Source organism: Stappia sp. WLB 29 (assembly GCF_023507705.1).
Lineage (GTDB): Bacteria > Pseudomonadota > Alphaproteobacteria > Rhizobiales > Stappiaceae > Stappia.
The window spans coordinates 20,683-45,751 of record NZ_JALBGD010000010.1 but is presented as its reverse complement, the minus strand read 5'-3'; the positions used below and the strand labels follow the sequence as shown (position 1 = coordinate 45,751).

At 65.9% G+C, this 25,069-nt stretch carries 20 protein-coding genes; 10 read left to right on the top strand and 10 right to left on the bottom strand.

The features are described from left to right. The first annotated feature begins 32 nt into the window (after nt 1-32). Nucleotides 33-2,072 carry an ASKHA domain-containing protein gene (locus tag MNI96_RS17635; protein ID WP_249695265.1) on the top strand — a complete coding sequence of 680 codons (2,040 nt, stop codon included), beginning with the start codon at nt 33-35 and terminating at the stop codon, nt 2,070-2,072. A gap of 12 nt (nt 2,073-2,084) precedes the next feature. On the opposite strand, the gene MNI96_RS17630 is transcribed toward MNI96_RS17635, so the two are convergent. Continuing rightward, entirely contained in the window at nt 2,085-3,002 is a 918-nt protein-coding gene (locus tag MNI96_RS17630; RefSeq protein ID WP_249695263.1) for a DUF1194 domain-containing protein, read from the bottom strand. Between the two features lie 175 nt (nt 3,003-3,177). Here MNI96_RS17630 and MNI96_RS17625 point away from each other — a divergent pair, with 175 nt between their 5' ends. The 3 genes from MNI96_RS17625 to MNI96_RS17615 all read left to right on the top strand — a co-directional run bounded on the left by MNI96_RS17625 (nt 3,178) and on the right by MNI96_RS17615 (nt 5,338). Next, complete coding sequence (locus MNI96_RS17625) at nt 3,178-3,741, top strand: ATP-binding protein (RefSeq protein ID WP_249695262.1); 564 nt, start codon at nt 3,178-3,180, stop codon at nt 3,739-3,741. A 123-nt stretch (nt 3,742-3,864) separates the two neighbouring features. Continuing rightward, the gene (locus MNI96_RS17620; protein WP_249695260.1) at nt 3,865-4,800 is read left to right on the top strand and encodes a hypothetical protein; all 936 of its coding nucleotides are present in this window, start codon (nt 3,865-3,867) and stop codon (nt 4,798-4,800) included. 1 nt (nt 4,801) lies between these two features. Further along, nucleotides 4,802-5,338: a hypothetical protein gene (locus tag MNI96_RS17615; RefSeq protein WP_249695258.1), complete on the top strand. Its 537-nt coding sequence runs from the start codon at nt 4,802-4,804 to the stop codon at nt 5,336-5,338. Between the two features lie 181 nt (nt 5,339-5,519). Here the strand turns inward: MNI96_RS17615 and MNI96_RS22125 are convergent, their stop codons facing one another. The 3 genes from MNI96_RS22125 to MNI96_RS17605 form a co-directional block, all read right to left on the bottom strand. Next, on the bottom strand, nt 5,520-5,720 hold the full coding sequence (locus MNI96_RS22125; protein ID WP_502960357.1) for a KTSC domain-containing protein: 201 nt from the start codon (nt 5,718-5,720) through the stop codon (nt 5,520-5,522). Nucleotides 5,721-6,034: 314 nt separating this feature from the next. Continuing rightward, nucleotides 6,035-7,060 (bottom strand): betaine--homocysteine S-methyltransferase, encoded by a 1,026-nt coding sequence (bmt, locus tag MNI96_RS17610; protein ID WP_249695257.1) that lies wholly within the window; start codon nt 7,058-7,060, stop codon nt 6,035-6,037. A gap of 112 nt (nt 7,061-7,172) precedes the next feature. After that, nucleotides 7,173-9,734, bottom strand: coding sequence for a GcvT family protein (locus MNI96_RS17605; protein ID WP_249695255.1), 2,562 nt, complete (start codon nt 9,732-9,734; stop codon nt 7,173-7,175). 250 nt (nt 9,735-9,984) lie between these two features. Here MNI96_RS17605 and MNI96_RS17600 point away from each other — a divergent pair, with 250 nt between their 5' ends. The 6 genes from MNI96_RS17600 to MNI96_RS17575 all read left to right on the top strand — a co-directional run bounded on the left by MNI96_RS17600 (nt 9,985) and on the right by MNI96_RS17575 (nt 17,332). Continuing rightward, on the top strand, nt 9,985-10,575 hold the full coding sequence (locus MNI96_RS17600; RefSeq protein ID WP_249695253.1) for a hypothetical protein: 591 nt from the start codon (nt 9,985-9,987) through the stop codon (nt 10,573-10,575). A gap of 147 nt (nt 10,576-10,722) precedes the next feature. After that, nucleotides 10,723-12,264 carry a trimethylamine methyltransferase family protein gene (locus MNI96_RS17595; RefSeq protein WP_249695251.1) on the top strand — a complete coding sequence of 514 codons (1,542 nt, stop codon included), beginning with the start codon at nt 10,723-10,725 and terminating at the stop codon, nt 12,262-12,264. 322 nt (nt 12,265-12,586) lie between these two features. Beyond that, complete coding sequence (locus MNI96_RS17590; protein WP_249695250.1) at nt 12,587-13,681, top strand: ABC transporter ATP-binding protein; 1,095 nt, start codon at nt 12,587-12,589, stop codon at nt 13,679-13,681. A 94-nt stretch (nt 13,682-13,775) separates the two neighbouring features. Then, entirely contained in the window at nt 13,776-14,876 is a 1,101-nt protein-coding gene (locus tag MNI96_RS17585; protein WP_249695248.1) for an extracellular solute-binding protein, read from the top strand. A gap of 288 nt (nt 14,877-15,164) precedes the next feature. After that, nucleotides 15,165-16,463 carry an ABC transporter permease gene (locus tag MNI96_RS17580; protein ID WP_249695247.1) on the top strand — a complete coding sequence of 433 codons (1,299 nt, stop codon included), beginning with the start codon at nt 15,165-15,167 and terminating at the stop codon, nt 16,461-16,463. A gap of 14 nt (nt 16,464-16,477) precedes the next feature. Beyond that, nucleotides 16,478-17,332, top strand: a complete 855-nt coding sequence (locus MNI96_RS17575; protein WP_158195720.1) for an ABC transporter permease — start codon at nt 16,478-16,480, stop codon at nt 17,330-17,332. Nucleotides 17,333-17,468: 136 nt separating this feature from the next. Here the strand turns inward: MNI96_RS17575 and MNI96_RS17570 are convergent, their stop codons facing one another. The 6 genes from MNI96_RS17570 to MNI96_RS17545 all read right to left on the bottom strand — a co-directional run bounded on the left by MNI96_RS17570 (nt 17,469) and on the right by MNI96_RS17545 (nt 25,014). Beyond that, nucleotides 17,469-18,131: a sarcosine oxidase subunit gamma gene (locus MNI96_RS17570; protein ID WP_249695246.1), complete on the bottom strand. Its 663-nt coding sequence runs from the start codon at nt 18,129-18,131 to the stop codon at nt 17,469-17,471. Next, nucleotides 18,124-21,114 carry a sarcosine oxidase subunit alpha family protein gene (locus MNI96_RS17565; RefSeq protein ID WP_249695244.1) on the bottom strand — a complete coding sequence of 997 codons (2,991 nt, stop codon included), beginning with the start codon at nt 21,112-21,114 and terminating at the stop codon, nt 18,124-18,126. Before MNI96_RS17565 ends, MNI96_RS17570 begins: the two co-directional genes overlap by 8 nt. Then, nucleotides 21,111-21,404, bottom strand: a complete 294-nt coding sequence (locus tag MNI96_RS17560; RefSeq protein WP_249695242.1) for a sarcosine oxidase subunit delta — start codon at nt 21,402-21,404, stop codon at nt 21,111-21,113. The genes MNI96_RS17565 and MNI96_RS17560 overlap by 4 nt, the downstream gene beginning before the upstream one ends. A 14-nt stretch (nt 21,405-21,418) precedes the next feature. Next, a complete protein-coding gene (locus MNI96_RS17555; protein WP_249695241.1) occupies nt 21,419-22,678 on the bottom strand; it encodes a sarcosine oxidase subunit beta family protein in 1,260 nt (419 codons plus the stop codon). Between the two features lie 136 nt (nt 22,679-22,814). Next, nucleotides 22,815-23,768: a LysR family transcriptional regulator gene (locus tag MNI96_RS17550; protein WP_249695239.1), complete on the bottom strand. Its 954-nt coding sequence runs from the start codon at nt 23,766-23,768 to the stop codon at nt 22,815-22,817. A 97-nt stretch (nt 23,769-23,865) separates the two neighbouring features. Further along, complete coding sequence (locus MNI96_RS17545; protein WP_249695238.1) at nt 23,866-25,014, bottom strand: iron-containing alcohol dehydrogenase; 1,149 nt, start codon at nt 25,012-25,014, stop codon at nt 23,866-23,868. Between the last annotated feature and the right edge of the window lie 55 nt (nt 25,015-25,069).

The following is a 25,069-nucleotide window of genomic DNA, read 5'->3' as shown; positions in this document are numbered from 1 at the left end:
ACGAACGAGCGACAACGAGGACGGGCGAGGCCATGAGCGAGACGCCCGAAACGGCAAAGGTCGTTTTCCAGCCGAGCGGCCGGCGGGGCACGTTCCCGCTCGGCACGCCGCTGCTGGATGCTGCGCGCGCGCTCGGCGTTTATGTGGAATCGGTCTGCGGCGGGCGCGGCATCTGCGGCCGCTGCCAGGTCTCCGTCTCCGAAGGCGCCTTCGCCAAGGAGCAGATCGTCAGCACGGCGGGCCATCTCGGCCCGGTGACCGACGCCGAGGCGCGCTACCTCTCCCTGCGCGGCCTGCCGCAAGGCCGGCGCCTCTCCTGCCAGGCCGCCATCCTCGGCGACATGGTGGTCGACGTGCCGATGGAGGCGCAGACCAATCGCCAGGTGGTGCGCAAGCGCGCCGAGAACGTCACCGTCGCCCCCGACAGCGCCATCCGCCTCGTCACCGTCACGGTCGACGAGCCGGACATGGAGCAGCCGCTGGGCGACGGCGACCGGCTGCTTGCCGCCATTGCCGAGGCCTCCGGACTTTCCGGCCTCAGCCTCGACCCGCCGCTCTTGCCGAAGGTGCAGAAGGTTCTACGAGCCGGCCACTGGCGCGTCACCGCCGCGATCTGGCAGGACGGCGGCTTCCCCCCGCGCGTTACCGCCCTGTGGCCGGGCGAAAAGACGACCGTCTACGGCCTTGCCGTCGATATCGGCTCCACCACCATCGCCGCGCATCTGTGCGATCTCGCCAACGGGCGCACCGTCACCTCGGCCGGCACCTCGAACCCGCAGATCCGCTTCGGCGAAGACCTGATGTCGCGCGTTTCCTACGTGCAGATGAACCCGGCGCGCCTGCCCGATCTCGTTTCGGCGGTGCGCGCCGCCGTCGATGCGCTTGTCGCCAAGCTGGTCGCTGACGTCGGCGCGACCCGCGAGGACGTCATGGACGCCGTCTTCGTCGGCAACCCGATCATGCACCACCTCTTCCTCGGCATCGATCCGACGGAGCTGGGCGGCGCGCCCTTCGCCCTTGCCGTGTCGGGCGCCGTGCATATCCCCGCCTCCGAACTGGGGCTGGAGCTCAATCCCGGCGCGCGCGCCTATATCCTGCCCTGCATCGCCGGCCATGTCGGCGCGGATGCCGCCGCCGCCGCGCTCTCCACCCGCCCGTTCGAAGCGGAGGCGCTGACGCTGGTCGTCGACATCGGCACCAATGCCGAGATCGTTCTCGGCAATCGCGATCGGCTGCTGGCGGCCAGCTCCCCCACGGGCCCCGCCTTCGAGGGCGCGGAGATCTCCTGCGGCCAGCGCGCGGCGCCCGGCGCCATCGAGCGCCTCCGCATCGATCCCGTCACGCTCGAGCCGCGCTTCAAGGTGATCGGCCTCGACGAGTGGTCGGACGCTCCCGAGTTCGCGGAGAAGAAGGACCAGGTCGGCGTCACCGGTATCTGCGGCTCCGGCATCATCGAGGCGGTCGCCGAATTGTATCTTGCCGGCGTCATCACCGTGGACGGGCTGATCGACGGCGCGCTTGCCGAGCGCTCGCCGCGCGTGGTGCGCAAGGGGCGGACCTTCGCCTATGTGGTGGCGAGCGAGGGCATCGAGCTCACCATCACCCAGACCGACATCCGCGCCATCCAGCTCGCCAAGGCCGCGCTCTATGCCGGCATCCAGCTCCTGTCCGACAAGCTCGGCAATCCTCCAATAGAGCGCATCCGCCTTGCCGGTGCCTTCGGCAGCTATATCGACACCAAATACGCGATGATCCTCGGGCTGATCCCCGATTGCGACCTCGCCCATGTCTCCAGCGTCGGCAATGCCGCCGGCACCGGCGCGCGCATGGCGCTGATCAATCGCGGCGAGCGGCGCACGGTCGAGCGCGTCGTGCGCGAGATCGAGAAGATCGAGACCGCGCTGGAGCCGCGCTTCCAGGAGCATTTCGTCAACGCGATGGCGATCCCCAACAAGGTGGACCCCTTCGTCAAGCTGCGCGAGGCCGTCGCGCTGCCCGAGCCGCGCGTGTCGAGCGAAGGCTCGGACGAAGACGGCGACGGCGGGCGCCGTCGGCGCCGGCGGCGCGGTTAGCGGACCCGCCGCCTACCTACCCCCGTCGTAGAAGAGATCCCGCCGGTTGCGCCACATCTTCTCGCCGACCAGGCAGTCGTAGGGTTCCTCGGCGGCGAACTGCGCCGGCACCACGGGCTGCGCGCTGCCGTGGTCGTCCTGCAGCCCCGGATTGCCCCAAGGATCGTCCGGCGAGCCGGGCGCCAGCCCGCCGATTTCCATCACCAGCTTGCGGCGCACCGCCTCCGGAAACTCGTTCCACTCGTGCACCGGCACGACGAAGGCGCCCGGCCCGCCGATCACGCAGCGCCGGTAATATTCGTCGAGGTCGGGAATGCCGAAATACCGGGCGAAGCCGTCGACGGTCATCAGCGGCAATCCGTTGATGGTGATGCCCCGGTTCACCGCCGCATCGCGCAGCCCGGTCACCGGCGGGCCCTGGTTGTTCGGCCCGTCGCCCGAAACGTCGATCACCAGCCGCTCCGCCTGGTAGGGCACCGCCTCGAGCAACGCCATGCCGCGAAGCAGCGCGCCGGAGATCGAGGTGCGGCTCTGGCCGAAGCTCTCGCCTTCCAGCAGCCGCGCCGCGACGGCTTGCGCATCCGTCTCGCTTTCGATGATCGTCCAGGGCAGCAGCTCCTGGGCGTGGAAGTCGCCGGCCCATTCGAAGATCGCGAGGCCGATACGCCCGTGCGGGCCGTAGTTTATCGCCCGCAGGACCTCGCGGCTGGCAATGGCTTCCGCGTATCCCTTGCGCTGGATCGCCAGTTCCTCGCGCGACATGGAGCGCGACACGTCGATGGCCAGCACCAGGGCGACATCGACCGGCTCGCCCGTCGCCATCGCCGGCTGTGCCAGCGGCACGGACGGGGCGGCGAGCGCCAGCCCCGCGGCCAGCACCAGCGCCGCGGCAGGCATCGACCGGACGATGGCGCCTGCTCTCCACCTCATCCGCAAAGCCTAGCGGAAGATCGCGGCAACGCCAGCGCACAGTCTCGTGATCTCGGGAACAGGCGGCGGCGCGTTTGCGCCTCCAAAGCAGGCTTGCGCGCCCGATCCACTGCCGATGCGGCCGCTCCTGCCGGTTGCACTGGCGCAAGATGCAGCTCGGCTCTAGGGTCGCCGCATGACCCGCTCTGCCCGCATCTACATCACCGGCGCCTCCTGCGCCGGCGTCACCACGCTCGGTGCGGCGCTCGCCGCCCGCCTCGGCGTGCCGCAGTTCGATGTCGACGACTATTACTGGCTGCCGACCGACCCGCCCTTCACGCAGAAACGCCCGCCGGACGAGCGCGTGCACCTGATCGCTGCCGACGTGGCACAGGCGGAGCAGGCAAGGGGCCGCGGCTGGGTGCTGACCGGCTCGTTCGACGGCTGGGGCGATGCCCTGATCGAAGAGGTCGACCTGATCGTCTTCGTGACGACGCCGACGCCCCTGCGGCTGGAACGGCTGATGGCGCGCGAGCGCCAGCGCTACGGCACCCGCATCGATCCGGGCGGCGACATGCACAAGATCCACACGGCCTTCGCCGCGTGGGCCGCCGGCTACGACACGCCCGGCTTTTCGGGCCGCAACCGCGCCCGCCACGAGGAGTGGCTTAGCGCCCAAACCGCCCCCGTCCTGCGCCTCGACGGCAGCCGGAGCGTGGAGGAGCTGGTGGAGAGCGTTGTGGGGCAGCTTGGGAGGTGAGTCAGGCCAGCAGCGCGTTGCAGTGCTGATGCACTTTTAAGATAAGATCTAAACAAAATAACGTTGCAAAAACTGGCTATGTCTGGCAATTTTCATCATTGATTTTTTCTGGAGTTTGAAACGTTGGTCAGATTAACAAAAACACTTGAGTATCGTCGCGCTCGCTTCCTCAATGAAAGAGAACCCCTCGAAGCTTTAGCGAGACGCGCTTGGACCCAATTTCCAACGCAAGCAGAGCGAATTATTGTCTCCGCCGACAATAGATCCATTTGCGGCATCAGCTCCCGTGATTTTGGAGAAAACGGCTTCGCGATCCATTGCGCGCGCTATACTGACGGGCAAAGTGTCGGAACGATACCGATAGAACCAGCCCCTGAGGTCAATATAGGTGAAAAAGCACCTGACCCAGGCGAAAACTTCCTGAACTCAGATCTTATGGCCTTAGTCAAAGGTAATCACGTAATCTGTATGAACTGCGGCCGAAATGCCGGGTCATTAAGAATATATCTTCAAAGGCTTTTTAAGAGGGCAAATTTTGAGGAAACTGCAGAGCAATTCGAATTAATTCGCATCGCAAACGCCGACATGGTCGCAGTAATTGACGCCATTGGCGTAAAGCAAATAGACTTGGAAGTTGGAATATCGGAAGCGGCCGCAGGGGAACTAATAAATCCACTAGGCATTCACGGGCCTTGGCAGGATGTGAAACGACATGTTGTAGGCGCTTTTAATGCCATCACCGCCCGCGATGAATCCATAGAACAACTCCGCTTGGCCGAGAGGGGTACAGTTACTGTTTCAATCAAGGTCCCCAAAGGAGACCTCCAAGTTGCGAAAGAAGGATTGGATGAATTTTCGGAATTAATCGCTGATGATGACGAGGCAGAATCGTTCAAAATACATCTGAGAAATGGCAATTTTATAAGACCTTCCGAGATTTCAGTGAGCAAGAAAGTAAGACTACAAGCCGTCGCAAACTCCGTCAGCGTTTTCGAGGCATGGGATGAAATGATCCGATATTTAGAAGAATTGACGGAGAACCGACAGATCGAGGCGTAGCATGAGACCGAATTGGATCTCAGTAACTGACTGGCCAAGGCTACTGCGATTATCTATCGCAGTAGCAGTCTCCTGCATTGTTGGCTACCGTTTTCAGCCGTTGGTAGCAAATAACCCAAATGCAGTGAACACAGTTGTAACAATATTTTCTATACTTGCAGGATTCCTGATTGCCGTCATCACATTCATCGCTGAACCGACATTAAAACAAGCAAAAACATGGTCAGAATTACAGAAAATGAAGGAGACGGTGCGAAGGAAGCTTTTTAGACAAAATATTATATTCTTCCTTTATCTAATTACCCTTGGAATTGCACTGATTATGTATCTGACTCCGCCAAACAAAGTATATATTCTTGAGTATTTGCAAATGACCTTCTTAGGCTTGGCAACATTCGTGTTTCTTGCTTCATTTTCCCTGCCCGGGTCTTTAATGAAAATACAAATGGAAAGATATGAAGCTGCGCTGGAAAGCACGCGCCCTCAAGTAATAAGTGATGCAAAAGACGCCGCGCAAAAGGCCAAAACACAAAAATAAACTCAAACACTTCACCTCCGTCGACGGGAGCGATGGCGGGCGGATGCGGGCGATAGCCTCCGCAACGCTCTGGCGCGAGCCCTTCTCTTAAGCATTGAGCGCCTGGCACATCGCCGCAAGATGGGCGTAACGAAGGCTAGCGTTGCAACTCAAGGCCCATGGACAATTACTACAAGTCCCCCTATCCGTTACCGTACTGATGTCTGATATGGTCATTGTAATATGTCCCCTTAGACCATGCGCGGCATAAGCCATCGTAGATATGCTGCGGAACATCAAAATAGTCGTAAGGCCCGCCGCTATCGACAAACCAAATCTTCAATACTGCAGTTTGAGGGTTATACTCAGCTCGCGCAATGGCTGAGGAATTGAAATAGGGCATATGGCGCACCTCCGATATGTAATTATCAATCTTAGCGCAAATAACAAAGTACACATAAAATACATTATGCGATAAAAACATAATATCAAGATATGCAACCATCTTATATTCAATAGCTTTCGCCGATTTATGGATGCGCTCATGAGGGCAGGCCGACAGATCGCAGTGCAAGACGACATCTCGGATCGTACCCACCTCATGAGCGCTCGAGGCTCGACAAAACAGGCAAGATACTGAATGCCTGCCTCGGAATGCAGGCGCCAGACAGCTGAGTTGGAAGCACAGACGCGCGCCGCCACGAGGCACGACCAGGATTAAGCTTCCCTCACCCCCCTTCTCCTCCGTCGCCTTCCGCCCTCGCCGTCGCCGCCGTCGGTGGGAGCGGCGGCGGGTGGGGAGACCAACGGGCCGATGCGGGCGACGACCTCCTCGACGCTCGGGCGCGCGCCCTTCTCGTATCCGTCGAGCGCCTGGCGCATCGCCGCAAGGTGGGCGTAGGACGTGCCGCAGCAGCCGCCGATGATGCGCGCGCCGGCATCGACCGCGAGCCGCGCATAGTCGGCCATCAGCTCCGGCGTTCCGGTATAGACCACCTCGTCGCCGCGAATGACCGGGATGCCGCAATTCGCCTTGGCGACGACGATGGCGTCCGGGTGGTCGCGGGTGATTTCCAGCACGGCGGCCAGCAGGTCCGACGCGCCGACGCCGCAATTCGAGCCATAGGCGACGGGCGCGCAGGCGAATTCGCCGGCGAGATCCGCAAGGCCGCTCGGCGGCAGGCCCATCATCGTGCGCCCGGCCGTGTCGAAGCTCGCCGTCACCACGAAGGGCATGCCGACCTTCGCGGCGGCCTCGGCTGCCGCGCGCATTTCCTCCGGCGCCGACATGGTCTCGATCCAGGCGACATCGGCGCCGCCCGCCTTCAGCCCTTCCGCCTGCTCGGCGAAGGCCTCGACCGCCTCCTCATAGGTGAGCGCGCCGAGCGGGGCGAACAGCTCGCCAGTCGGGCCGATGGAGCCGGCGACGATCACCTCGCGGCCGGCCTCCGCCGCCACCTCGCGGGCCAGCTCCGCCGCTGCCCTGTTCAGCTCGTGCACGCGCCCTTCCAGCTTGTGCAGCTTCAGCCGGTGGCGGTTGGCGCCGAACGTGTTGGTCAGGATGATATCGGCGCCCGCTTCCACGAACTTGCGATGCAGGGTGCGGATCTTCTCCGGCTGGGTGACGTTCCACTCCTCCGGCGGATCGCCGGAGGTCAGCCCCATGTCGAAGAGGTTGGTGCCCGTCGCGCCGTCGGCCAGCAGCGTGCCCTTTTTCGCGAGGAGTTCGTCAAGCTTGCTCATGGTTCTGCCTTTTTGCCGTCACGGCGTGTTGCTGTTGCGCAAAGTGCACCGCCCACATCCCCTCTGCTCGGGATGACGCCCGAGAGGCCGGAGCGCAGCCTCCCAGCCTCCCTCAACTCCTCGGCTTCAGGTTCTGAGGGTCGTAGAGCGGCGCGTAGCCGACGCCCGCCACCTCGACCGGATAGCTTTCAGAGAAATACTCCACGCAGAGCTTCCGGCCCACCACCGCATACTCGTGCGGCAGGTAGGCGAGCGCGATGTTCTTGCCGACGGTCGGGCCATAGGCGATCGAGGTCGTGTAGGAGAGCCGGCCCAGCGCATCGACCAGGGTCTTGCCCGTCGCCGGATCGATCACCGGCAGCGTGCCGACCGGATAGCGCGGCGTGCCGGTCGCGTCGATGTTGTCGGTCATCACCAGCGTGCACAGCATCGCCGGCTGGTGATCGCGTGCGCGGTATTCCAGATGCTTCGCCTTGCCGCGGAAGTCGGCCTCCTTCACCTTCGGGCGGGCAAGATCCGCCTCGTAGAGATTGTACTGGGTCAGCAGGTCGGCGTTCTGCAGGCGCAGCGACTTCTCCAGCCGCCGCGAGTTGGCGTAGGTCTCGACGCCCGCCGCCATGATGCCCAGCGCCCGCAGCGCGTCCCAGACGGCCAGCCCGTCCTCGTATGCCATGTGCAGTTCCCAGCCCTGCTCGCCGACATAGGAGAGGCGCAGCGCCGTCACCTTGCGCCCGGCGATCTCGATCTCGCGGATCGCGGCGAAGGGGAAGTTTTCCGGCTCCAGGCCGGCCGGATCGGCCACCGCCTGCTTCAGCTTCTCGCGCGCGTTCGGGCCCCAGATGCCGATGGTGGTATAGCGCTCGCTGACATCGGTGACGGTGACGTCGAGCCCGCGGTCCTGCGCCGTCCTTCGGACATAGTGGAAGTCGCGCGGGCCGGCATCGGCGCCGTCGATGATGCGGCAGCGGTCGGCCATGCGGATCACGGTGAGGTCCGCCCGCACCATACCCTCGTCGTCGAGGAAGTGGGTGTAGATGCCCTTGCCGATATTGCCGTCGCCGCCGATCTTCGCCGCGCACAGCCATTCCAGCAGTTCCACATGGTCCGGGCCTTCGACCTCGAACATGTAGAAATGCGAGAGGTTGATGATCGCGCAGTCCTCGCTCATGGCGAGGTGCTCGGCATTCGACACCCGCCAGAAGTGCCTGTTGTCCCACTCATTTTTTCGCTCGGGCACGCGGGTGCCGTACTTGTCCAGCAGGTGCTCGTTGGCCGCGTAGCCATGGGCGCGCTCCCAGCCGCCGAGCTCCATGAAGTGGCCGCCGAGCTCCACCTCACGCTCGTAAAACGGCGAGCGCTTGACGTTTCGCCCGGTCGCATAGGGCTCGCGCGGATGGATCGCCGGGAAGTAGATCTTCTGCGCCGCCTCGCGGCACCGCCCCTCGATGAAATCCTCGGTCAGCTGGTGCGCATAGAAGCGGGAATAGTCGATGGAGGCGTGGTCGATGCCGGTGCGCCCATCGGTGATCCAGTCGGCGATCAGCTTGCCGTAGCCCGGCCCGTCCTTCACCCAGATCGCGACGCAGTACCACAGGCCGCGCACCTTCTGGCTCTCGCCGCAGGAGGGCCCGCCGGCGGCGGAGACCTGCAACAGCCCGTTGAACGAGTGGCTCTCGTTGTAGCCGAGTTCGCCGAGGATCGGCGTCAGCTCCATCGCCCGCTCCAGCGGGCCGATCACCTGCTCCATCTCCAGGTCGCGCTGCGACGGCGACAGGCGCGCCTCGTGCTTTTCCAGCAGCTCGCGCGGGTGGCACAGGCGCGGTTCGTCGGTCTCGTAATAGCCCCACTCGATCTGGCCGCCCTCGGTGGTCTTCGGGTCGCCGGTGTCGCGCATGTAGGCGGAGTTGCCCTGGTCGCGCAGCAGCGGATAGCCGATCTCCTTGCCGGTGCCGGCGAATTCGTTGAACGGCCCGAAGAAGGTCAGCGGATGGTCGACCGGCATGACGGGAAGGTCCTCGCCCACCATCTCGGCGATCAGCCGGCCCCAGAGACCCGCGCAGACGATGACGTGGTCGGCGCGGATCGTGCCGCGATGGGTGACGACCCCGGCGATCCGCCCGTCCTCGACAATCAGCGACTGCGCCGGCGTGTTGGCGAAGGCCCTGAGCCGGCCGGTCCTCTCGCCCTCGTCGACCAGCTTGCCGGCCACCGTCTGCGAGCGCGGCACGACGAGACCGGCATCCGGGTCGAACAGCCCGCCCTGGACCATGTCCTCCTCGATCAGGGGGAACTTCCGCTTGATCTCGGCGGGCGTCACCAGATGGGCGCGGGTGCCGAAGGCCTTGGCGGAGCTCGCCTTGCGCTTGATCTCCTCCATCCAGGTGTCGTCGCCGGTGCGCGCCACTTCCAGCCCGCCGATGCGCGCGTAGTGGCCCATCTTCTCGAAGAAATCGATGGAATACTGCGTCGTCCACACCGACAGGTAGTCGTGGCTGGTCGTGTAGCAGAAGTCGGAGGCATGGGCGGTGGAGCCGATATCGGTCGGGATGCCGGACTTGTCGATGCCAACGACATCGGTCCAGCCGCGCTCCAGCAGATGATGCGCCACGGACGCACCGACGATGCCGCCGAGGCCGACGATGACGATTTGAGCCTTGTCCGGAAACGCCGACATCTTCCACCCTTTTCGCAATCGAATCCGCAAGCTGCCGGCCCGCCGGCGCGCCTTTGCCGGGCAGTATCGCCACGATTTGCGGCCCCCGGTGGCCTGATTGCGTCATGCCACCATCCCCGCGACGACACCCGGGCGGCAATTTTCCGGAAGCCGGGCGGTGCACGGTCGATGCCCCGACCCGACCGGAGCCGGTTGACAGGCAAGCCCGCCTGACCTAGTCCGGCGATTGCTGGGTAAAGGGGCTGAACAGATGATTTTTTACCGTGCCTTGGTGATTGCGTCCGCTGTCGGCCTTGCCGCCTGCCAGACGACCAAGCCGATCGCCATGAGCGTCAGCTACCAGCCGACCAGCCCGACCGCGACGCATGGCGACGTGCTGGCGGAGGCCCGTGCCCAGGGGCAGAACATTCCGCAGCTCAGGGGCACGGAATTCATCACGGTTCGCAGCTACCACTACACGCTGCACAAGGACAGCGGCACCGGCGTCAAGGAAGAGATGACCGACGCCGAGTGCAAGCTGGAAAGCGACAGCTACACCGCAAGCTTCCGCACCCCGGCGCAGGTCAAGGTCCCGAACTACGGCTATGCCTCCCGTCCGGTCTCCGTGCGCTGCGACGCGCCCGGCTACAAGACGGGCTTCGCCAATGCCGGCGCCGAGAACGAGACGCGCAAGAAAATCTACCGGAGCGGCTCCGGCGCCGGGCTGGTCGGCCTGATGACGGCGGCGATCATCGATGCCGCCAATTCCGAAGACAATGACGATTTCAAGTATCCGCTCGTCTCCGTGGTCATGAACCGGGAAGACTGCGACAGCTCCACGCTCGGCTGCCGGGCCCAGTAGACGGGCGCCCCGCCCGCACCTCCCCGTTTTGCATGACGCTTTTAGAGAAACCGACGACGCTTTCGCGCCGCAGACGCGTGCGCCCGCAGCGCACAGTGGCAGTCGGAAATCGGCCAACAGCGGTTATGCACAAAGGGCTTGCAGCGCATGAGTGACCAGGAAGCGCGCGCCGGACGGCGCGGCCGGGCGGCAAGGACGGAAAAGCGGCGCGGATCGCAGACGGCCGGCGCCCTGCCCTATATCTCCCGCAACCTGCCGGTCTACGACATCCTCAGCGACGAGGGCGCCGAGCTGATCGAGGCCAATGCCGACCGGCTGCTGGCCGAGATCGGCCTGGAATTCCGCGACGATCCCGAGACCATCGCGATCTGGAAGAATGCCGGCGCCGACGTCTCCGGCGAGCGCGTGCGCTTTCCCAAAGGCATGCTGCGCGAGCTGATCAAAACGGCACCCTCGCAATTCGTCCAGCACGCCCGCAACCCGGAGCGCAACGTCGTCATCGGCGGCAACAACACCGTGTTCGCGCCGGTCTACGGCCCGCCCTTCGTCACCGACCTCGACAATGGCCGCCGCTACGGCACCATCGAGGACTTCCGCAATTTCGTGAAGCTGTCCTACGCGTCGCCCTGGCTGCACCATTCGGGCGGCACGGTGTGCGAGCCCGTCGACCTGCCGGTCAACAAGCGGCATTTCGACATGGTCTACGCCCACCTGAAATACTCGGACAAGCCGTTTATGGGCTCGGTCACCGCGCCGGAGCGGGCGCGCGATTCGGTCGCCATGGCGGAGCTGGTCTTCGGCAAGGAGTTCGTCGACCAGAACTGCGTGATGATCCAGCTGATCAACGCCAACTCGCCGCTGGTCTACGACGCGACCATGCTCGGCGCGCTGAAGGTCTATGCGGCGGCCAACCAGGCCTGCATCGTCTCGCCCTTCATCCTGGCCGGCGCCATGAGCCCGGTCACGGTCGCCGGCACCTTGTCGCAGGTGCTGGCCGAGGCGCTGGCCGGCTGCGCGCTGACCCAGCTGGTGCGTCCCGGCGCGCCGGTGGTCTTCGGCGCCTTCGTCTCGTCGATCTCCATGCAGTCCGGCGCCCCCACCTTCGGCTCGCCGGAAGGCAGCCTGCTGCTCAACGGCGCGGCAAAGCTCGCGCGCCGCGCCGGCCTGCCCTTCCGCTCCGGCGGCTCCTTCACCTCGTCGAAGACGCCGGACGCCCAGTCGGCGCAGGAATCCGCCCAGACCATCCTGGCGACGCTGGTGTCGGGGGTGAACTTCTGCCTGCATGCGGCGGGCTGGCTGGAGGGGGGGCTATGCTCCTCCTACGAGAAGTTCGTCATGGACGCCGACCAGCTCGGCATGATGCACGTGCTGGCAAAGGGCATCGACCTGTCGGAGGAAGCGCAGGCGATGGACGCCCTTGCCGAGGTCGGCCCCGGCGGCCACTTCCTCGGCGCCATGCACACCCAGCGCAATTTCGAGACCGCGTTCTATCGCTCGGAGATCGCCGACAACAACTCCTACGAACAGTGGAGCGCCGATGGCGGGCTGGACGCCGCCTGGCGGGCGAACCGCAAGTGGAAGCAGATGCTGGCATCTTACGAGGCGCCGCCGCTCGATCCGTCCATCGACGAATCCCTGATCGGCTTCATGGCTAACAGAAAAGCTGAATTCCCGGATAGCAACGTCTAGTTACAGTCTATCTTGACAAATACGCGACAGGGTCTGGCTATAACCGCCAGACCCCTCGAAAATAGAGCAAATCTCGGCTTTCCTCAGGCGCTCTTCAGCCCGGCATTTTTCGCTGCGCTGCAAGAGCGCTTTGTTTTTTCACTCAGATTTCAATATTTTTTCGCCCTCGCCCTTCCCATCCTTGTCATTTTTTGCTTATGTATGGTCACCAACAGGGCAAAAGAGCGGACCAAAAGAGTTCGCGAGAGGGGACCAGGAGCGAACGCGCCGTTAATTCGGCGCGAATGCATTCCCCTTGCCTGCATTTTGCTTAGGGGCAACAATGACAGAATCAAGGGGCGCTGCCGTCCGCTATGAGAATGTTCAAAAGAGCTATGATGGCGAGACGCTCGTCGTAAAAAATCTCAATCTCGACATCCCGCCCGGTGAGTTCCTCACGATGCTCGGGCCCTCGGGATCGGGAAAGACCACCTGCCTGATGATGCTGGCGGGCTTCGAGCCGGCCACCCATGGCGAGATCTTCCTCAACGACAGCCCGATCAACAACGTGCCGCCGCACAAGCGCGGCATCGGCATGGTGTTCCAGAACTACGCTCTGTTCCCGCATATGAGCGTTGCGGAGAACCTCGCCTTCCCGCTGCAGGTGCGCGGCATGGGCAAGGCGGAGCAGGAAGAGAAGGTGAAGCGCGCGCTCGACATGGTCGAGCTCGGCGGCTTCGGCTCGCGCCGTCCGGCGCAGCTGTCCGGCGGCCAGCAGCAGCGCGTCGCCGTCGCCCGAGCCCTCGTCTTCGACCCGGAGCTGGTGCTGATGGACGAACCGCTGGGCGCGCTCGACAAGCAGCTGCGCGAGCAGATGCAGTACGAGATCAAGCACATCCACGAGAATATCGGCGTGTCGATCGTCTACGTGACGCACGACCAGACCGAGGCGCTGACCATGTCGGACCGGGTCGCCGTGTTCAACGACGGGGTGATCCAGCAGTTGTCGACGCCGGACGAGCTCTACGAGAACCCGCAGAACTCCTTCGTGGCGCAGTTCATCGGCGAGAACAACAAGCTGTCGGGCACCGTTACCGAGGTCTCCGGCACCGACTGCAAGGTGCGGCTGGACGACGGCACGGAGCTGGCCGCCGAGGCGGTCAACATCGAGGGCGTCGGCTCGCGCACCACCATCTCCCTGCGCCCCGAGCGCGTCGAATTCGACACCGACCAGTCGATGGACAATCTCGTGAAAGGCAGCATCGAGGAGATGATCTATCTCGGCGACCACATCCGCGTGCGGATGAATGTCGCCGGCAACACGGAATTCATTGTCAAGGTTCGCAACCGCGGCCAGAGGCGCGACCTGCGGACCGGCCAGACAGTGGAGATCGGCTGGGCAGCGTCCGACTGCAAGGCGCTCGACGCCGTCGCCTGACGCAGTCCGATCGACCAGCTGCGGCGCCCGTCAGGGCTGCCGCGACCAAAGCCGGGACCCCATGTCCCGCACCACGTCAACAAAGGGGAACCACATGACCTTCAAGACGCTTCTTCTTGCAAGCGCCGCAACGGCGATGATGACGACCGGCGCCAGCGCCATCGACCTCACCATCGTCTCCTGGGGCGGGGCCTATTCCAACTCGCAGAACGAGGCCTATCACAAGCCCTACATGGCCGAAAATCCGGACGTGAACATCATCAACGACGAGAGCTCGAACGAGGCGGTGGCCAAGCTGCGCGCCATGAACGAGGCCGGCAACCTGACCTGGGATCTCGTCGACGTGCTCGCCTCCGATGCCATTCGTCTGTGCGACGAGGGCCTCGCCATGGAGATCGACCACGACGAGATGCTGGCCCCGGCGCCCGACGGCACCCCGGCCTCGCAGGACTTCGGCGACCTGATCGTCTCCGACTGCTACATCCCGCAGATCGTCTATTCCACGACCTTCGGCTACCGCACCGATGTCGCCGCCTGGAACGGCAAGGAGCCGGACGACATCTGCGACGTCTTCGACCTGGAGACCTTCCCGGGCAAGCGCGCGCTGGAAAAGCGCCCGATCAACAACATGGAATGGGCCCTCCTGTGCGACGGTGTCGCCAAGGAAGACGTCTATGACGTGCTGGAGACCGAGGAAGGCGTGAACCGCGCCCTCGCCAAGCTGGGCACGATCAAGGACCAGACCGTGTGGTGGTCGGCCGGCGCCGAGACGCCGCAGTTGCTCGCCGACGGCGAAGTGGTGATGGGCTCCACCTACAATGGCCGCCTGTTCTCGCTGATCGAGGAGCAGGACCAGCCGGTCAAGATGCTCTGGGACGCGCAGGTCTTCGACCTCGACGGCTGGATCGTGCCGGCCGGCCTGCCGAAGGAGCGCCTCGACGCGGTGATGGAGTATCTGCGCTTCGCCACCGACACCCAGCGTCTCGCCGACCAGGCCAAGTACATCTCCTACGGCCCGGCCCGCGAGTCCTCGGCGCCGCTCGTCGGCAAGCATGCCGAGCTCGGCATCGACATGGCTCCGCACATGCCGACCGACCCGAACAACGCCAAGAACACCTTCCTGTTCAATTACGAGTGGTGGGCCGACTACCGTGACGACCTGGACGCCAGGTTCCAGGCCTGGCTCGCCAGCTAAGGCGGCTCGAGACGGGCGGCGGCGTGTGTCGCCGCCTGTCGACGTGATTGCCGCGGTGGATCGTCCACCGCGGCGACGGCGGGGGCGGTCCGCCGCCCTGCCTGCCTCCCGACAAGCCTGCAGGCACGCCCTCGCGTGGTCCCTTGCGTGCTTGTCCGGATACAGGCCGCCTCTTTCGGCCGAACGCATGGTCGCCTGGCAGCTTGACGCGCCGCCGATCCGCGCCATGGCCGGATGACCCAACACGGACGTCCCGATACGGCGACACGTCCCGAACGGACAGCGAGAATGACGACAACAGACACAGTCTCCGCGGCCGCCCCGCCGGCCGACCCTCCGCCGCAGCCGCTTACCACCCGTGACGGCATCCCGCTCAAGGTCAGCCTGATGCGGGCCCTGCGGCGGGAAAAGATGCGGGCGATGCTGCTGATCGCGCCGCTCCTCCTGTTCATCTTGCTGACCTTTGCCGCGCCGATCGCCGACATGCTGTTCCGCTCGGTCGAGAACGGCATCGTCTCGAACACGCTGCCGAGGACCGTCGAGGCACTGGCGGACTGGGACGAGACCTCCGGCGAGGCGCCCGGCGAGCCGGTTTTCGCGGCCCTTCATGCGGACCTGCTGATCGCCACCGAGAAGAAGACCCACACCCGGCTCGGCTCGCGCCTCAACTACGAAGCCTCCGGCATGTCGAGCCTGTTCCGCAAGACCGGCCGCCGCGCCGGGCGGATGGACGAGGCCGAACCCTTCAAGGCGCAGTTCATCGACATTGACGACAAGTGGGGCGAGATCGACACCTGGCAGGTGCTCAAGACCTTCTCTCCCCCGCTGACATCGGGATATTTCCTCAACGCGGTGGACATGGAACTCACCCCCGGCGGCATCGAAATGAAGCCGGAGAGCGAGCGGGTCTACCTCTTCCTGTTCGCCCGTACGCTGTTCCTATCGCTCACCATCATGGGCTGCTGCCTGCTGCTCGGCTATCCGGTCGCCTACCTGCTGGCGGCGCTGCCGGCGCGCACCTCGAACCTCCTGATGATCCTGGTGCTGCTGCCGTTCTGGACTTCGCTGCTGGTGCGCACCTCCGCCTGGAAGGTGCTGCTGCAGCAGCAGGGCGTCATCAACGACTTCCTGGTCTGGACCGGCATCGTCAGCGATGCGGGCCGACTGGTCATGATCAACAACCAGACGGGCACCATCATCGCGATGACGCACATCCTGCTGCCCTTCATGATCCTGCCCCTCTACTCGGTCATGAAGACCATCTCGCCGTCCTATGTGCGCGCGGCCAAGAGCCTGGGGGCGACCGACTGGACCGCGTTCTGGCGGGTCTACTTCCCGCAGACGGTGCCGGGCATCGGCGCCGGGTCGATCCTCGTCTTCATCCTGTCGATCGGCTACTACATCACGCCGGAGCTCGTCGGCGGAACCAGCGGCATCTTCATCTCGAACCGCATCGCCTACCACATCTCGTCGTCGCTCAACTGGGGCCTGGCGGCCGCGCTCGGCGTGCTCCTGCTCGCCGCGGTCCTGCTGCTCTTCTACGTCTACGACAAGATCGTCGGTATCGACAACGTGAAGCTCGGATAAGGAGAAGAATGCCAATGTCCGCCCTTCCCTCCTATGCTTCCGCCGGCCAGCGCGCCTGGTATTACGGCTTCCGCACGATCTGCGGGATGATCTTCTTCTTCCTGATCTTCCCGATCCTGATCATCGTGCCGCTGTCGTTCAATGCGGAGAACTTCTTCACCTTCACGCCGCAGATGCTGGCGCTGGATCCGGCCGGCTACTCGTTGAAGCACTACGAAGACTTCTTCACCAATCCGGACTGGCAGCAGGCGCTGCGCAATTCCTTCGCCATCGCGCCGGCGGCGACGCTGCTTGCCACGGTGCTCGGCACGCTCGCCGCCATCGGCCTGTCCCAGAGCCATGTGCCCTGGCGCTCGGCGATCATGGCGGTGCTGATCTCGCCGATGATCGTGCCGCTGATCATCTCGGCCGCCGGCATGTACTTCTTCTACTCGCGCATCGGCCTGCAGGGCACCTATCTCGGCGTCGTGCTCGCCCATGCCGCCCTCGGCACGCCCTTCGTCATCATCACGGTGACGGCGACGCTGGTCGGCTTCGACCGCAGCCTCGTTCGCGCGGCGGCGAGCCTCGGCGCGAACCCGGTGACAACTTTTTTCAAGGTGCAGATGCCGCTGATCGTGCCCGGCGTCGTCTCCGGCGCGCTCTTCGCCTTCATCACCTCCTTCGACGAGGTGGTCGTGGTCCTGTTCCTCGGCTCGGCCGGCCAGAAGACCCTGCCCTGGCAGATGTTCACAGGCCTGCGCGAACAGATCTCGCCGACCATCCTCGCCGTCGCCTCCCTGATGGTCGCGATCTCGATCGCCCTGCTGACCGTTCTGGAGCTCCTGCGGCGGCGTTCGGAGCGCTTGCGCGGGTTGACGCCCTCTTGATGCGATTTCGAGACGGCATTCTCGAAAATCGGACGAATTGAGACGGAATTTTGCAAAATTCGTCTCGAAACGAAAAACCCCGCACCTTCAACAGGTTGCGGGGTTTTTCGCGTGATTTCCGGTGTTTTCGCTGCAACTACAGGATCGTGCCGGGCTCCTCCACCCGGTAGCCGAATTCCAGCGCCGCGTCCGTCATCCAGTCGATCAGCGCATCGGCAAGGCTCGACGGTGCCAGCACATCGAACACCGTCTCGCTGCGCCGCAGGATCACCGCCGGGATCTGGTGGATCACCGATTGCGCCAGCGCTCCGGCCGGAAATGCGGCCGGGTCGAAGTCGATGGCGACCGCCTTGTTGAGCACCTCGCGCGCCGTCTCGCCCTCGATCCGCACGATCCGGCGGGCGCCCGAGAGATCGACGACGGCGGCGTCTTCCGTGTCGAGCGCGGTGTCGACGCGGGCCGTGTCCTCGGCCGCCGCGCCGACATAAATGAACCGGCCGAAGGCGATCCAGCAGACCAGCGCGGACGGGCTTTCGGTGAAGCGGCCGGGGCGTCCCGGCAGTGTCACGCCGGCCAGCTCGCCGAGGCGATTCGCGACGTTTTCCCGTCGGTTAGGCCAGGCTCCGACTTCCAGGAGAGCGCCTGCGGACAGCTCCCGCAAGGTCAGCGACGGGTCCTCGGCGCCCGCCGCCTCGCCCGGCACCAGCCGGCCGACCACCGGCCGGGCAACGGCCGCTTCCGGCTTCGTTGCTTCGGTCCTTGCGGTGGTGTTGGGCGACTCGTTGCTGACGTCAGACATGCATTCGGCTCCCGTCGGGGTCATAGAAGCAGGGATCGGTGACCGTCACCGCCACCCGCTCGTTCTTCAGCGGGAAGGCCGCCTCCAGCGGCTCGCCGTGACGGTCACGGCCACCGGACAGGAAGGCAAGCGCTATGTTGGCGCCGAGGGCCGGCGACCACGTCACGGCGGTGACATGCCCCAGACTCGCCCCTCCACCGGGCAGGGTCAAGTGGCTGCCTGCGCGGATCGCCCGCCCGTCCCGTGACACAAGCCCCACCAGAACCGGCCTTTCCGGATCGACGAAAGCGGGACGCTGCGTCATCGTCGAGCCGACATACGGCTTCTTCCGCGACGCCATGCCGCCAAGGCCGACATCGGCCAGCGTCGTCCGCCCGTCCATTTCAGCGCCCGTTATATGCCCCTTCTCGATGCGCAGCGTGCCGAGCGCCTCCATGCCGTAGGGCATGATTCCATTGGGCTTTCCGGCCTCGATCAACGCTTCCCAGACGGCAAGGCCGGCCGGCCAGTCGCAATAGACCTCGTAGGCCAACTCGCCCGAAAACGACAGCCGCGCGATCATCACCGGCTCCCCGGCGATGCGCCCGCGAACGATTCCCATATGCGGGCAGGCCTCTGGCGAGACGTCGCCCTCCTCGAGCGCGGCCTGCAGCACCTTGCGCGCTTCGGGGCCGGCCACCGCCATGCCCGCGAAGCGGTCGGTCACCGAGGTGACATGGACGCGCAGGTCCGGCCAGACCACTTCCAGATAGTGCTCCATATGGGCCAGCACCGCGCCCGCATTGGCCGTCGTGGTGGTGACGAGAAAGCGGTTCGGCGTCAGCCGCCAGGCGGTCCCGTCGTCGAACATGATGCCGTCCTCGCGCAACATCACGCCGTAGCGCGCCTTGCCGACCGGCAGTTTGGCAAAACCTCCGGTGTAGAGCCGGTTGAGGAATTCGCCCGCGTCCGGGCCCTGCACGTCGATCTTGCCCAGCGTCGAAACGTCAACGATGCCAACGCGCTGGCGTACGGCGCTCGCCTCGCGGATATAGGCGTCGCGCAAGCTCTCGCCGGGGGCGATATAGGCGCGCGGGCGCATCCACAGGCCCGCCGCCATCATCTCGGCGCCCTTCGCCACATGCCAGTCGTGCATCGGCGTGCGGCGCACCGGCGCGAAGTGGTGGCCGGTCTCGCGGCCGGCCAGCGCGCCGATGGTCACCGCCGTCCAGGGCATGCGGAAGCGGGTCGTGCCGACCTGCGGCGCGGTCAAGCCGCGCGCCCGTGCCATCAGCGCGATGGCATTGACGTTGGAGGTCTTGCCCTGGTCGGCGGCCATGCCGAGCGTCGTGTAGCGCTTCAGGTGCTCGACCGAGCAGAAGCCCTCGCGATTGGCGAGGTCCACGTCGTCCGCCGTGACGTCGTGCTGGAAGTCGACGAAACGCTTGGCCCCACCGGTCGCCGGCACGTCGAACAGCGGGAACGGCAGGTCGGTGCCCGCCAGCGTCCCCGACAGCTCGGGCAGCGGAATTTCGCCGTTTTCCGCCGTTTTGCCGCAGGCCCGCGCCGCCGTCCGGCCGGCATCGAGGCCCGCCGCAAGACAGCCGGCAAGATCCAGCGTGCCGGCGCAGGCACCGGCCGTCGTCCAGGCCTCGCGGGCGGTGCCCGGCACGAAGGACTGCAACGCCTCGTCGAAGACCGGGGCGCTGCCGGCCTGGCTCGCCAGATGCACGCTCGGCGTCCAGCCGCCGGAGACCAGAAGCGCGTCGCAGCCGGGCTGCATCACATTGGCGCCGAGCACGCCCGAGACCGGATCGAAGCCGCGAATGTCGACGCCGGCCAAGGACTTGCGTCCTCTGGTGGCGGCAACGACAGCGCCGGTTTCAAGCCGGATTCCGCGCGCGCCGAGGGCGGCGGCAAGGGCTGGGTCGATCTCGCGGCGCGGGTCGACCACCGCCTTGATCGACATGCCGAGATCGGCAAGGCGGATCGCCGTGCGCGCGCCGCCGTCATTGTTGGCGAAGACGACCACGGACGCGCCGACGGCGACGCCGTAGCGGGTCGCATGGGCAAGCCCGGCGGAAGCCAGCATGACGCCGGGCGCGTCGTTGCCGGAAAAGACCAGCGGCCGCTCGATGGCACCGGTCGCCAGCACCACGTGCCGGGCGTGGATGGTCCAGTGGCGCTGGCGTGGTTCGAAAGGCGCCGGCTTGCGCTTGTGGTCGGCGACCCGCTCGACCGCGCCCAGCACGTTGCCGTCGAAATAGCCGTAGACGCTGGTGCGCGGCAGGATGCGCCCGCCCCCGGCCGCGATCTCGCGCAAGGCTCCGTCGATCCACTCGGCCGGCGCCAGGCCGTCGAGCTGCACGCCCTCGTCGAAGAGACGGCCGCCGGGTCTTGCGTTCTCGTCCGCCAGGATAACGCGCAGGCCTGCAGCGACCGCGGCGCGCGCGGCCATCAGGCCGGCGGGTCCGGCGCCGACCACCAACACGTCGCAAAAGGCGTTGGTCTTTTCGTAGCGGTCCGGATCGGCAAGATGGGTGCCGCGGCCGAGGCCCGCCGCCTTGCGGATGAAGCGCTCGCAGAAATGCCAAGTCGCCTGCCCCGTACCCATGAAGGTCTTGTAGTAGAAACCGGCGGAAAACAGCGGCGAAAGCAGATCGTTGACCGCCATCATGTCGAAGGAAAGCGAGGGCCAGCGGTTCTGGCTGGCCGCTTCCAGCCCGCCATAGAGCTCCGTCATGGTGGCGCGGGTGTTGGGCTCCTGACGGGCGCCGTTGCGCAGCTCCACCAGTGCGTTGGCCTCTTCGGGGCCTGCGCCCATCACCCCGCGCGGGCGATGGTACTTGAAGCTGCGGCCGACCAGCACACGGCCGGAGGCAAGCAGCGCCGAGGCCAGCGTGTCGCCGGCAAAGCCCTGCATCGGCTCGCCGTCGAAACGGAAGGCGAGCGGCCGCGAGCGGTCGAGATGGCTGCCGCCATGGGGAAGCCGGTAGCCGCTCATGCGCCCGCTCCCGAGATGCGCGCGGCCTCGCCGGCAAAGCGCCCGGCCATCTCGACGCTGGTGATCTCATGGGTCAGCGTATCGCGCGTGACCCTAAGCCAGTGGCGGCAGCCGCCGATATGGTGCCACAGCTCGACATGGGGTCCGCGCGGGTTTTCCCGCTCGAAGACATAGGCGACATGGGCGTCGGTGTCGGTCACGGAGAGATCCGGCCGGCGGACGGTGCCGTCGCCGCCATAGGAGAACTCGGCGACGCCGCGCGGCCCGCAGCAGGGACAGTGGATGCGCATGGGCGGGCGTCCTCTCAGTGCATCTTCGGGTAGGGGCCGGCGCCGCGCTCGTCGAGGACGTAGCCGCGCTGAAACCGGTCGAGCGTGAAGGGGGCGTTGAGCGGGTGCGGCTCGTCCTTCGCCATGGTCCAGGCGAAGCACCAGCCGGAGGCGGGCGTCGCCTTGAAGCCGCCGTAGCACCAGCCGGCATTGAGATAGAGGCCGGGCAGCGGGCCGGTGGTGATGATCGGGCTGCCGTCCATACTCATGTCCATGATGCCGCCCCAGTTGCGCAGCAGCCGCAGGCGCGAGACGAAGGGGAGCATCGCGCTCACCTCCGACATGACATGCTCGACCACCGGCAGATTGCCCCGCTGGGCGTAGGAATTGTACTTGTCGATGTCGCCGCCGAAGACCAGACCGCCCTTGTCGGACTGCGAGATGTAGAGATGGCCGGCGCCGAAGGTGACGACGCAGTCGAGGATCGGCTTGACCGGCTCGGAGACGAAGGCCTGCAGCACGTGGCTTTCGATGGGAAGGCGCTCGACGCCGGCAAGGCGCAGCACCTGCGAAGTACTGCCGGCGACGGCAACGCCGACCTTGGGGGCGCGGATCTCGCCGCGTGTCGTCTCGACACCGACGATGCGCCCGCCCTCGCGCAGGAAGCCCGTCACCTCGCAGTTCTCGATGATGTCGACGCCGCGCGCATCGGCCGCGCGGGCGTAGCCCCAGGCGACCGCGTCGTGGCGGGCAGTGCCGGCACGCGGCTGCAGCAAGCCGCCGAGCACCGGAAAGCGCGCATTCGGCGACATGTCGAGGCCCGGCACCATGCGCGCCACCTCCTCGCGGCCGAGCAGTTCCGCGTCGATGCCCTCCAGCCGCATGGAGTTTCCGCGCCGGGCGTAGTCGTCGAGCTGGGACGGAGTGTGCGCCAGATTGAGGACCCCGCGCTGGGAGAACATCACATTGTAGTTGAGGTCGAGCGACAGGCCCTCCCACAGCTTCATCGACCACTCGTAGAAGCGGTTGTTGCCCGGCAGCATGTAGTTGGAGCGCACGATGGTCGTGTTGCGGCCGATATTGCCGGAGCCGAGCCAGCCCTTTTCCAGCACGGCGATATTGGTGAGGCCGTGCTCCTTGGCGAGGTAATAGGCGGTCGAGAGACCATGGCCGCCGCCGCCGACGATGATGGCGTCATAGGCAGGCTTGGGGTCGGACTTGCGCCAGGCGGGCTGCCAGTCCCGGTGCCCGGACAGGGCGTTGCGCAGCAGCGAGAGGGCCGAATATTTCTGCAAGGGCGAGGTCCTTCGTGATCGCAAGCCCGGTCGAAAACGGGGGGCGGACGCCAGCCTAACCCGCCGGCGGCAAAGGCCCAATGGTCGAAATCCGTCCCGAACCTGTCGCGTTTGCGACCCGCGCGAACAGCCGCGGTCAGGCCGCCCCTTGCGCCCGCTCGCCTCCGGCCGGGAGACGTTCGAGCGACGGCGCGAACTCGGTCAGCATGCGGCGGCGGAAGATCTGCACCGCCTCGCGTTGCAGGTCGTCGGGGCGGAACAGCATGAAATAGCCGAAGCCGGAGGCGGCGGTGACGGCGAGCGGAGCGGCAAGCCGTCCTTCCGCGATATCGCGCGCGGCAAGCCGGCGGTCGGCGACGACCAGCCCGCCCTCGCGGGCGGCAAAATCCAGCGCCATGTGCGCAGTGTCGAAGACGATGCCCTGCGGTAGAGTGGCGGCGACGCCGGCGGCGCGCAGCAGCTCCACCCAAGCGGTGTGGCGGCCGGCCTCGTTGCGGATGTGGATGACGGTCTCGCGGGCGAGCGCTGCCGCGATCCCCTCCTCGCGCAGGCGCGGTGCCATGTCGGGCCGGCACAGGAGGGTGAGCTCCTCCATCCACAGCAGGTCCATCACCTGGTCGGTGACGCGCGGGCGGGAGAAGACGACGGCCGCGTCATGCGCCGTGCTGTCGAGGCTTTCCAGGACGTAAGGGGTGTCGATCTCGATGGCCACGCCGCCTTGCACCCGGCAGGTCTCGATGATCGGCGCGGCCATTTTGATGGCGAAGGACGGTGGCAGAGCAAGGCGCAGCGTGCCGCCCCGGTCGATCTCACAGATGGCGTTGAGCCCAGCCTGCAGCCGGTCGAGCGCCGGGGTCACATTGCCGATGAGGTCCTGCCCGGCAGCGGTGAGAGCCAGCGAGGAACCGCGCCGCTCGAACAGCTGGGCGCCGATCACCTCCTCGAGGTTCAGCACATGGCGGCTGACGGCGCTCTGGGTGACGCCGAGGCTTTCGGCCGCGCGGGTGAAGCTCATCTGCCGCGCGGCGGCCTCGAAGGCGCGCAGCGAGTTGAGCGGCAGGCGGCGGCGGTCGATCGGGCTTGCGGTCATGCTCACAGGTTCCGGGCGGCGCGCATCGTCCCGCCGCTCGGTGAAGGCTACGACGGCAGCGCCCGGCTGCAAAGGGTCCATCCGCCCGCCCCCGTTTTCAACCGAAGCCGAGCGCGCGCTCGGCCAGCAACAACAGGTCTTCATCGGTGACGAGGCGACGGCTGGCGGCACGCATCGGCGCATTTTCCGGCGCGGCCATGCGCGCGGCGAGGCGCTCCGGTGGCAGGCGGTTGGTGTCGGCGGCCAGCGACAGGCGGATGCCGAGACGGCGGACGAGGCCGGAAAAGGCCATCGGCAGCTCGCCGTAGTGGGCGCAGCCGAAGGCACGGGCGACCTCCGTATAGGCCTCCTCCTCACCTTCCATCGACCAGCCGAGCGAGGCGGCCATGCCGATGGCGACCGCGCGGCCGTGGTGGATCGGCACCAGGCTCGCCAGCGCATGGGCGATGTTGTGGGCCATGCCCGTGCCGGCATTGTCGATGCCGATGCCGGCCCAGGTGGCGGCAAGCAGCATCGCCCCGCGCGCTTCCAGGTCGTTCGGCTCGGCGACGGCGCGGTCGATATGGGAGGTGGCGAGGCGGATCGCCTCGTGGCAGATGCGGGAATTCTCGGCGAAGGCGGCCCGGCCCGTCGCCGCCTCCATGGCGTGGACGATGGCATCGACCCCGCAGGCAGCAGTGAGCTGCGGCGGCAGACCGGTGGTGAGGCGCGCGTCGAGCAGAGCGACATCGGGCTTCAAGGCCGGCGCCCAATACCAGTATTTGGTGCCGCCGGCATCGGAAATGACGGAAACCGCGGTCGCCTCCGAGCCGGTGCCGGCAGTGGTTGGCACGCAGACCAGCGGCACGCGCGCAACCGGCAGCGCGGCGGCGGCAAGACGGTAGTCCTCGAGATTTCCGCGCGCGCCGATCATCGCGGCGACGAGCTTGCCGGCATCCAGCGCCGAGCCGCCTCCGAGGCAGACGACGGCGCCAACGCCCTCCTGGCGGGCGATGCGCACCGCCTCGGCAACGGCCGGCTCCTTCGGATCGCTGAGAATCGCGTCATGGGTGACGACCCGGTGGCCGCCATCCTTGAGCACGCCGGCGATGCGCTGTGTCAGGCCGATGCCGGTCAGGCCGTTGTCGGCAACCAGCAGCACGCAGGCGCCGGTGCCGGCGAGTTCGGTGACGATGGCGCCGATCTCGTTGCTGCGCCCCGGCCCGGCCACAATGCGCGGCACCTGATTGGTGGTGAAAGGCTGCAATCTCCCCTCCCCGCAAAGGGCCCGAGACCGAAGGCGGACCGGGCGGCAGCGAATG

What these genes read in the sequence shown, in the direction of transcription:
- MNI96_RS17635 (WP_249695265.1), top strand. Translation starts at nt 33, where the DNA reads ATGAGCGAGACGCCCGAAACGGCAAAGGTCGTTTTCCAGCCGAGCGGC.
- MNI96_RS17630 (WP_249695263.1), bottom strand. Translation starts at nt 3,002, where the DNA reads ATGAGGTGGAGAGCAGGCGCCATCGTCCGGTCGATGCCTGCCGCGGCG.
- MNI96_RS17625 (WP_249695262.1), top strand. Translation starts at nt 3,178, where the DNA reads ATGACCCGCTCTGCCCGCATCTACATCACCGGCGCCTCCTGCGCCGGC.
- MNI96_RS17615 (WP_249695258.1), top strand. Translation starts at nt 4,802, where the DNA reads ATGAGACCGAATTGGATCTCAGTAACTGACTGGCCAAGGCTACTGCGA.
- MNI96_RS22125 (WP_502960357.1), bottom strand. Translation starts at nt 5,720, where the DNA reads ATGCCCTATTTCAATTCCTCAGCCATTGCGCGAGCTGAGTATAACCCT.
- bmt (WP_249695257.1), bottom strand. Translation starts at nt 7,060, where the DNA reads ATGAGCAAGCTTGACGAACTCCTCGCGAAAAAGGGCACGCTGCTGGCC.
- MNI96_RS17605 (WP_249695255.1), bottom strand. Translation starts at nt 9,734, where the DNA reads ATGTCGGCGTTTCCGGACAAGGCTCAAATCGTCATCGTCGGCCTCGGC.
- MNI96_RS17600 (WP_249695253.1), top strand. Translation starts at nt 9,985, where the DNA reads ATGATTTTTTACCGTGCCTTGGTGATTGCGTCCGCTGTCGGCCTTGCC.
- MNI96_RS17595 (WP_249695251.1), top strand. Translation starts at nt 10,723, where the DNA reads ATGAGTGACCAGGAAGCGCGCGCCGGACGGCGCGGCCGGGCGGCAAGG.
- MNI96_RS17590 (WP_249695250.1), top strand. Translation starts at nt 12,587, where the DNA reads ATGACAGAATCAAGGGGCGCTGCCGTCCGCTATGAGAATGTTCAAAAG.
- MNI96_RS17585 (WP_249695248.1), top strand. Translation starts at nt 13,776, where the DNA reads ATGACCTTCAAGACGCTTCTTCTTGCAAGCGCCGCAACGGCGATGATG.
- MNI96_RS17580 (WP_249695247.1), top strand. Translation starts at nt 15,165, where the DNA reads ATGACGACAACAGACACAGTCTCCGCGGCCGCCCCGCCGGCCGACCCT.
- MNI96_RS17575 (WP_158195720.1), top strand. Translation starts at nt 16,478, where the DNA reads ATGTCCGCCCTTCCCTCCTATGCTTCCGCCGGCCAGCGCGCCTGGTAT.
- MNI96_RS17570 (WP_249695246.1), bottom strand. Translation starts at nt 18,131, where the DNA reads ATGTCTGACGTCAGCAACGAGTCGCCCAACACCACCGCAAGGACCGAA.
- MNI96_RS17565 (WP_249695244.1), bottom strand. Translation starts at nt 21,114, where the DNA reads ATGAGCGGCTACCGGCTTCCCCATGGCGGCAGCCATCTCGACCGCTCG.
- MNI96_RS17560 (WP_249695242.1), bottom strand. Translation starts at nt 21,404, where the DNA reads ATGCGCATCCACTGTCCCTGCTGCGGGCCGCGCGGCGTCGCCGAGTTC.
- MNI96_RS17550 (WP_249695239.1), bottom strand. Translation starts at nt 23,768, where the DNA reads ATGACCGCAAGCCCGATCGACCGCCGCCGCCTGCCGCTCAACTCGCTG.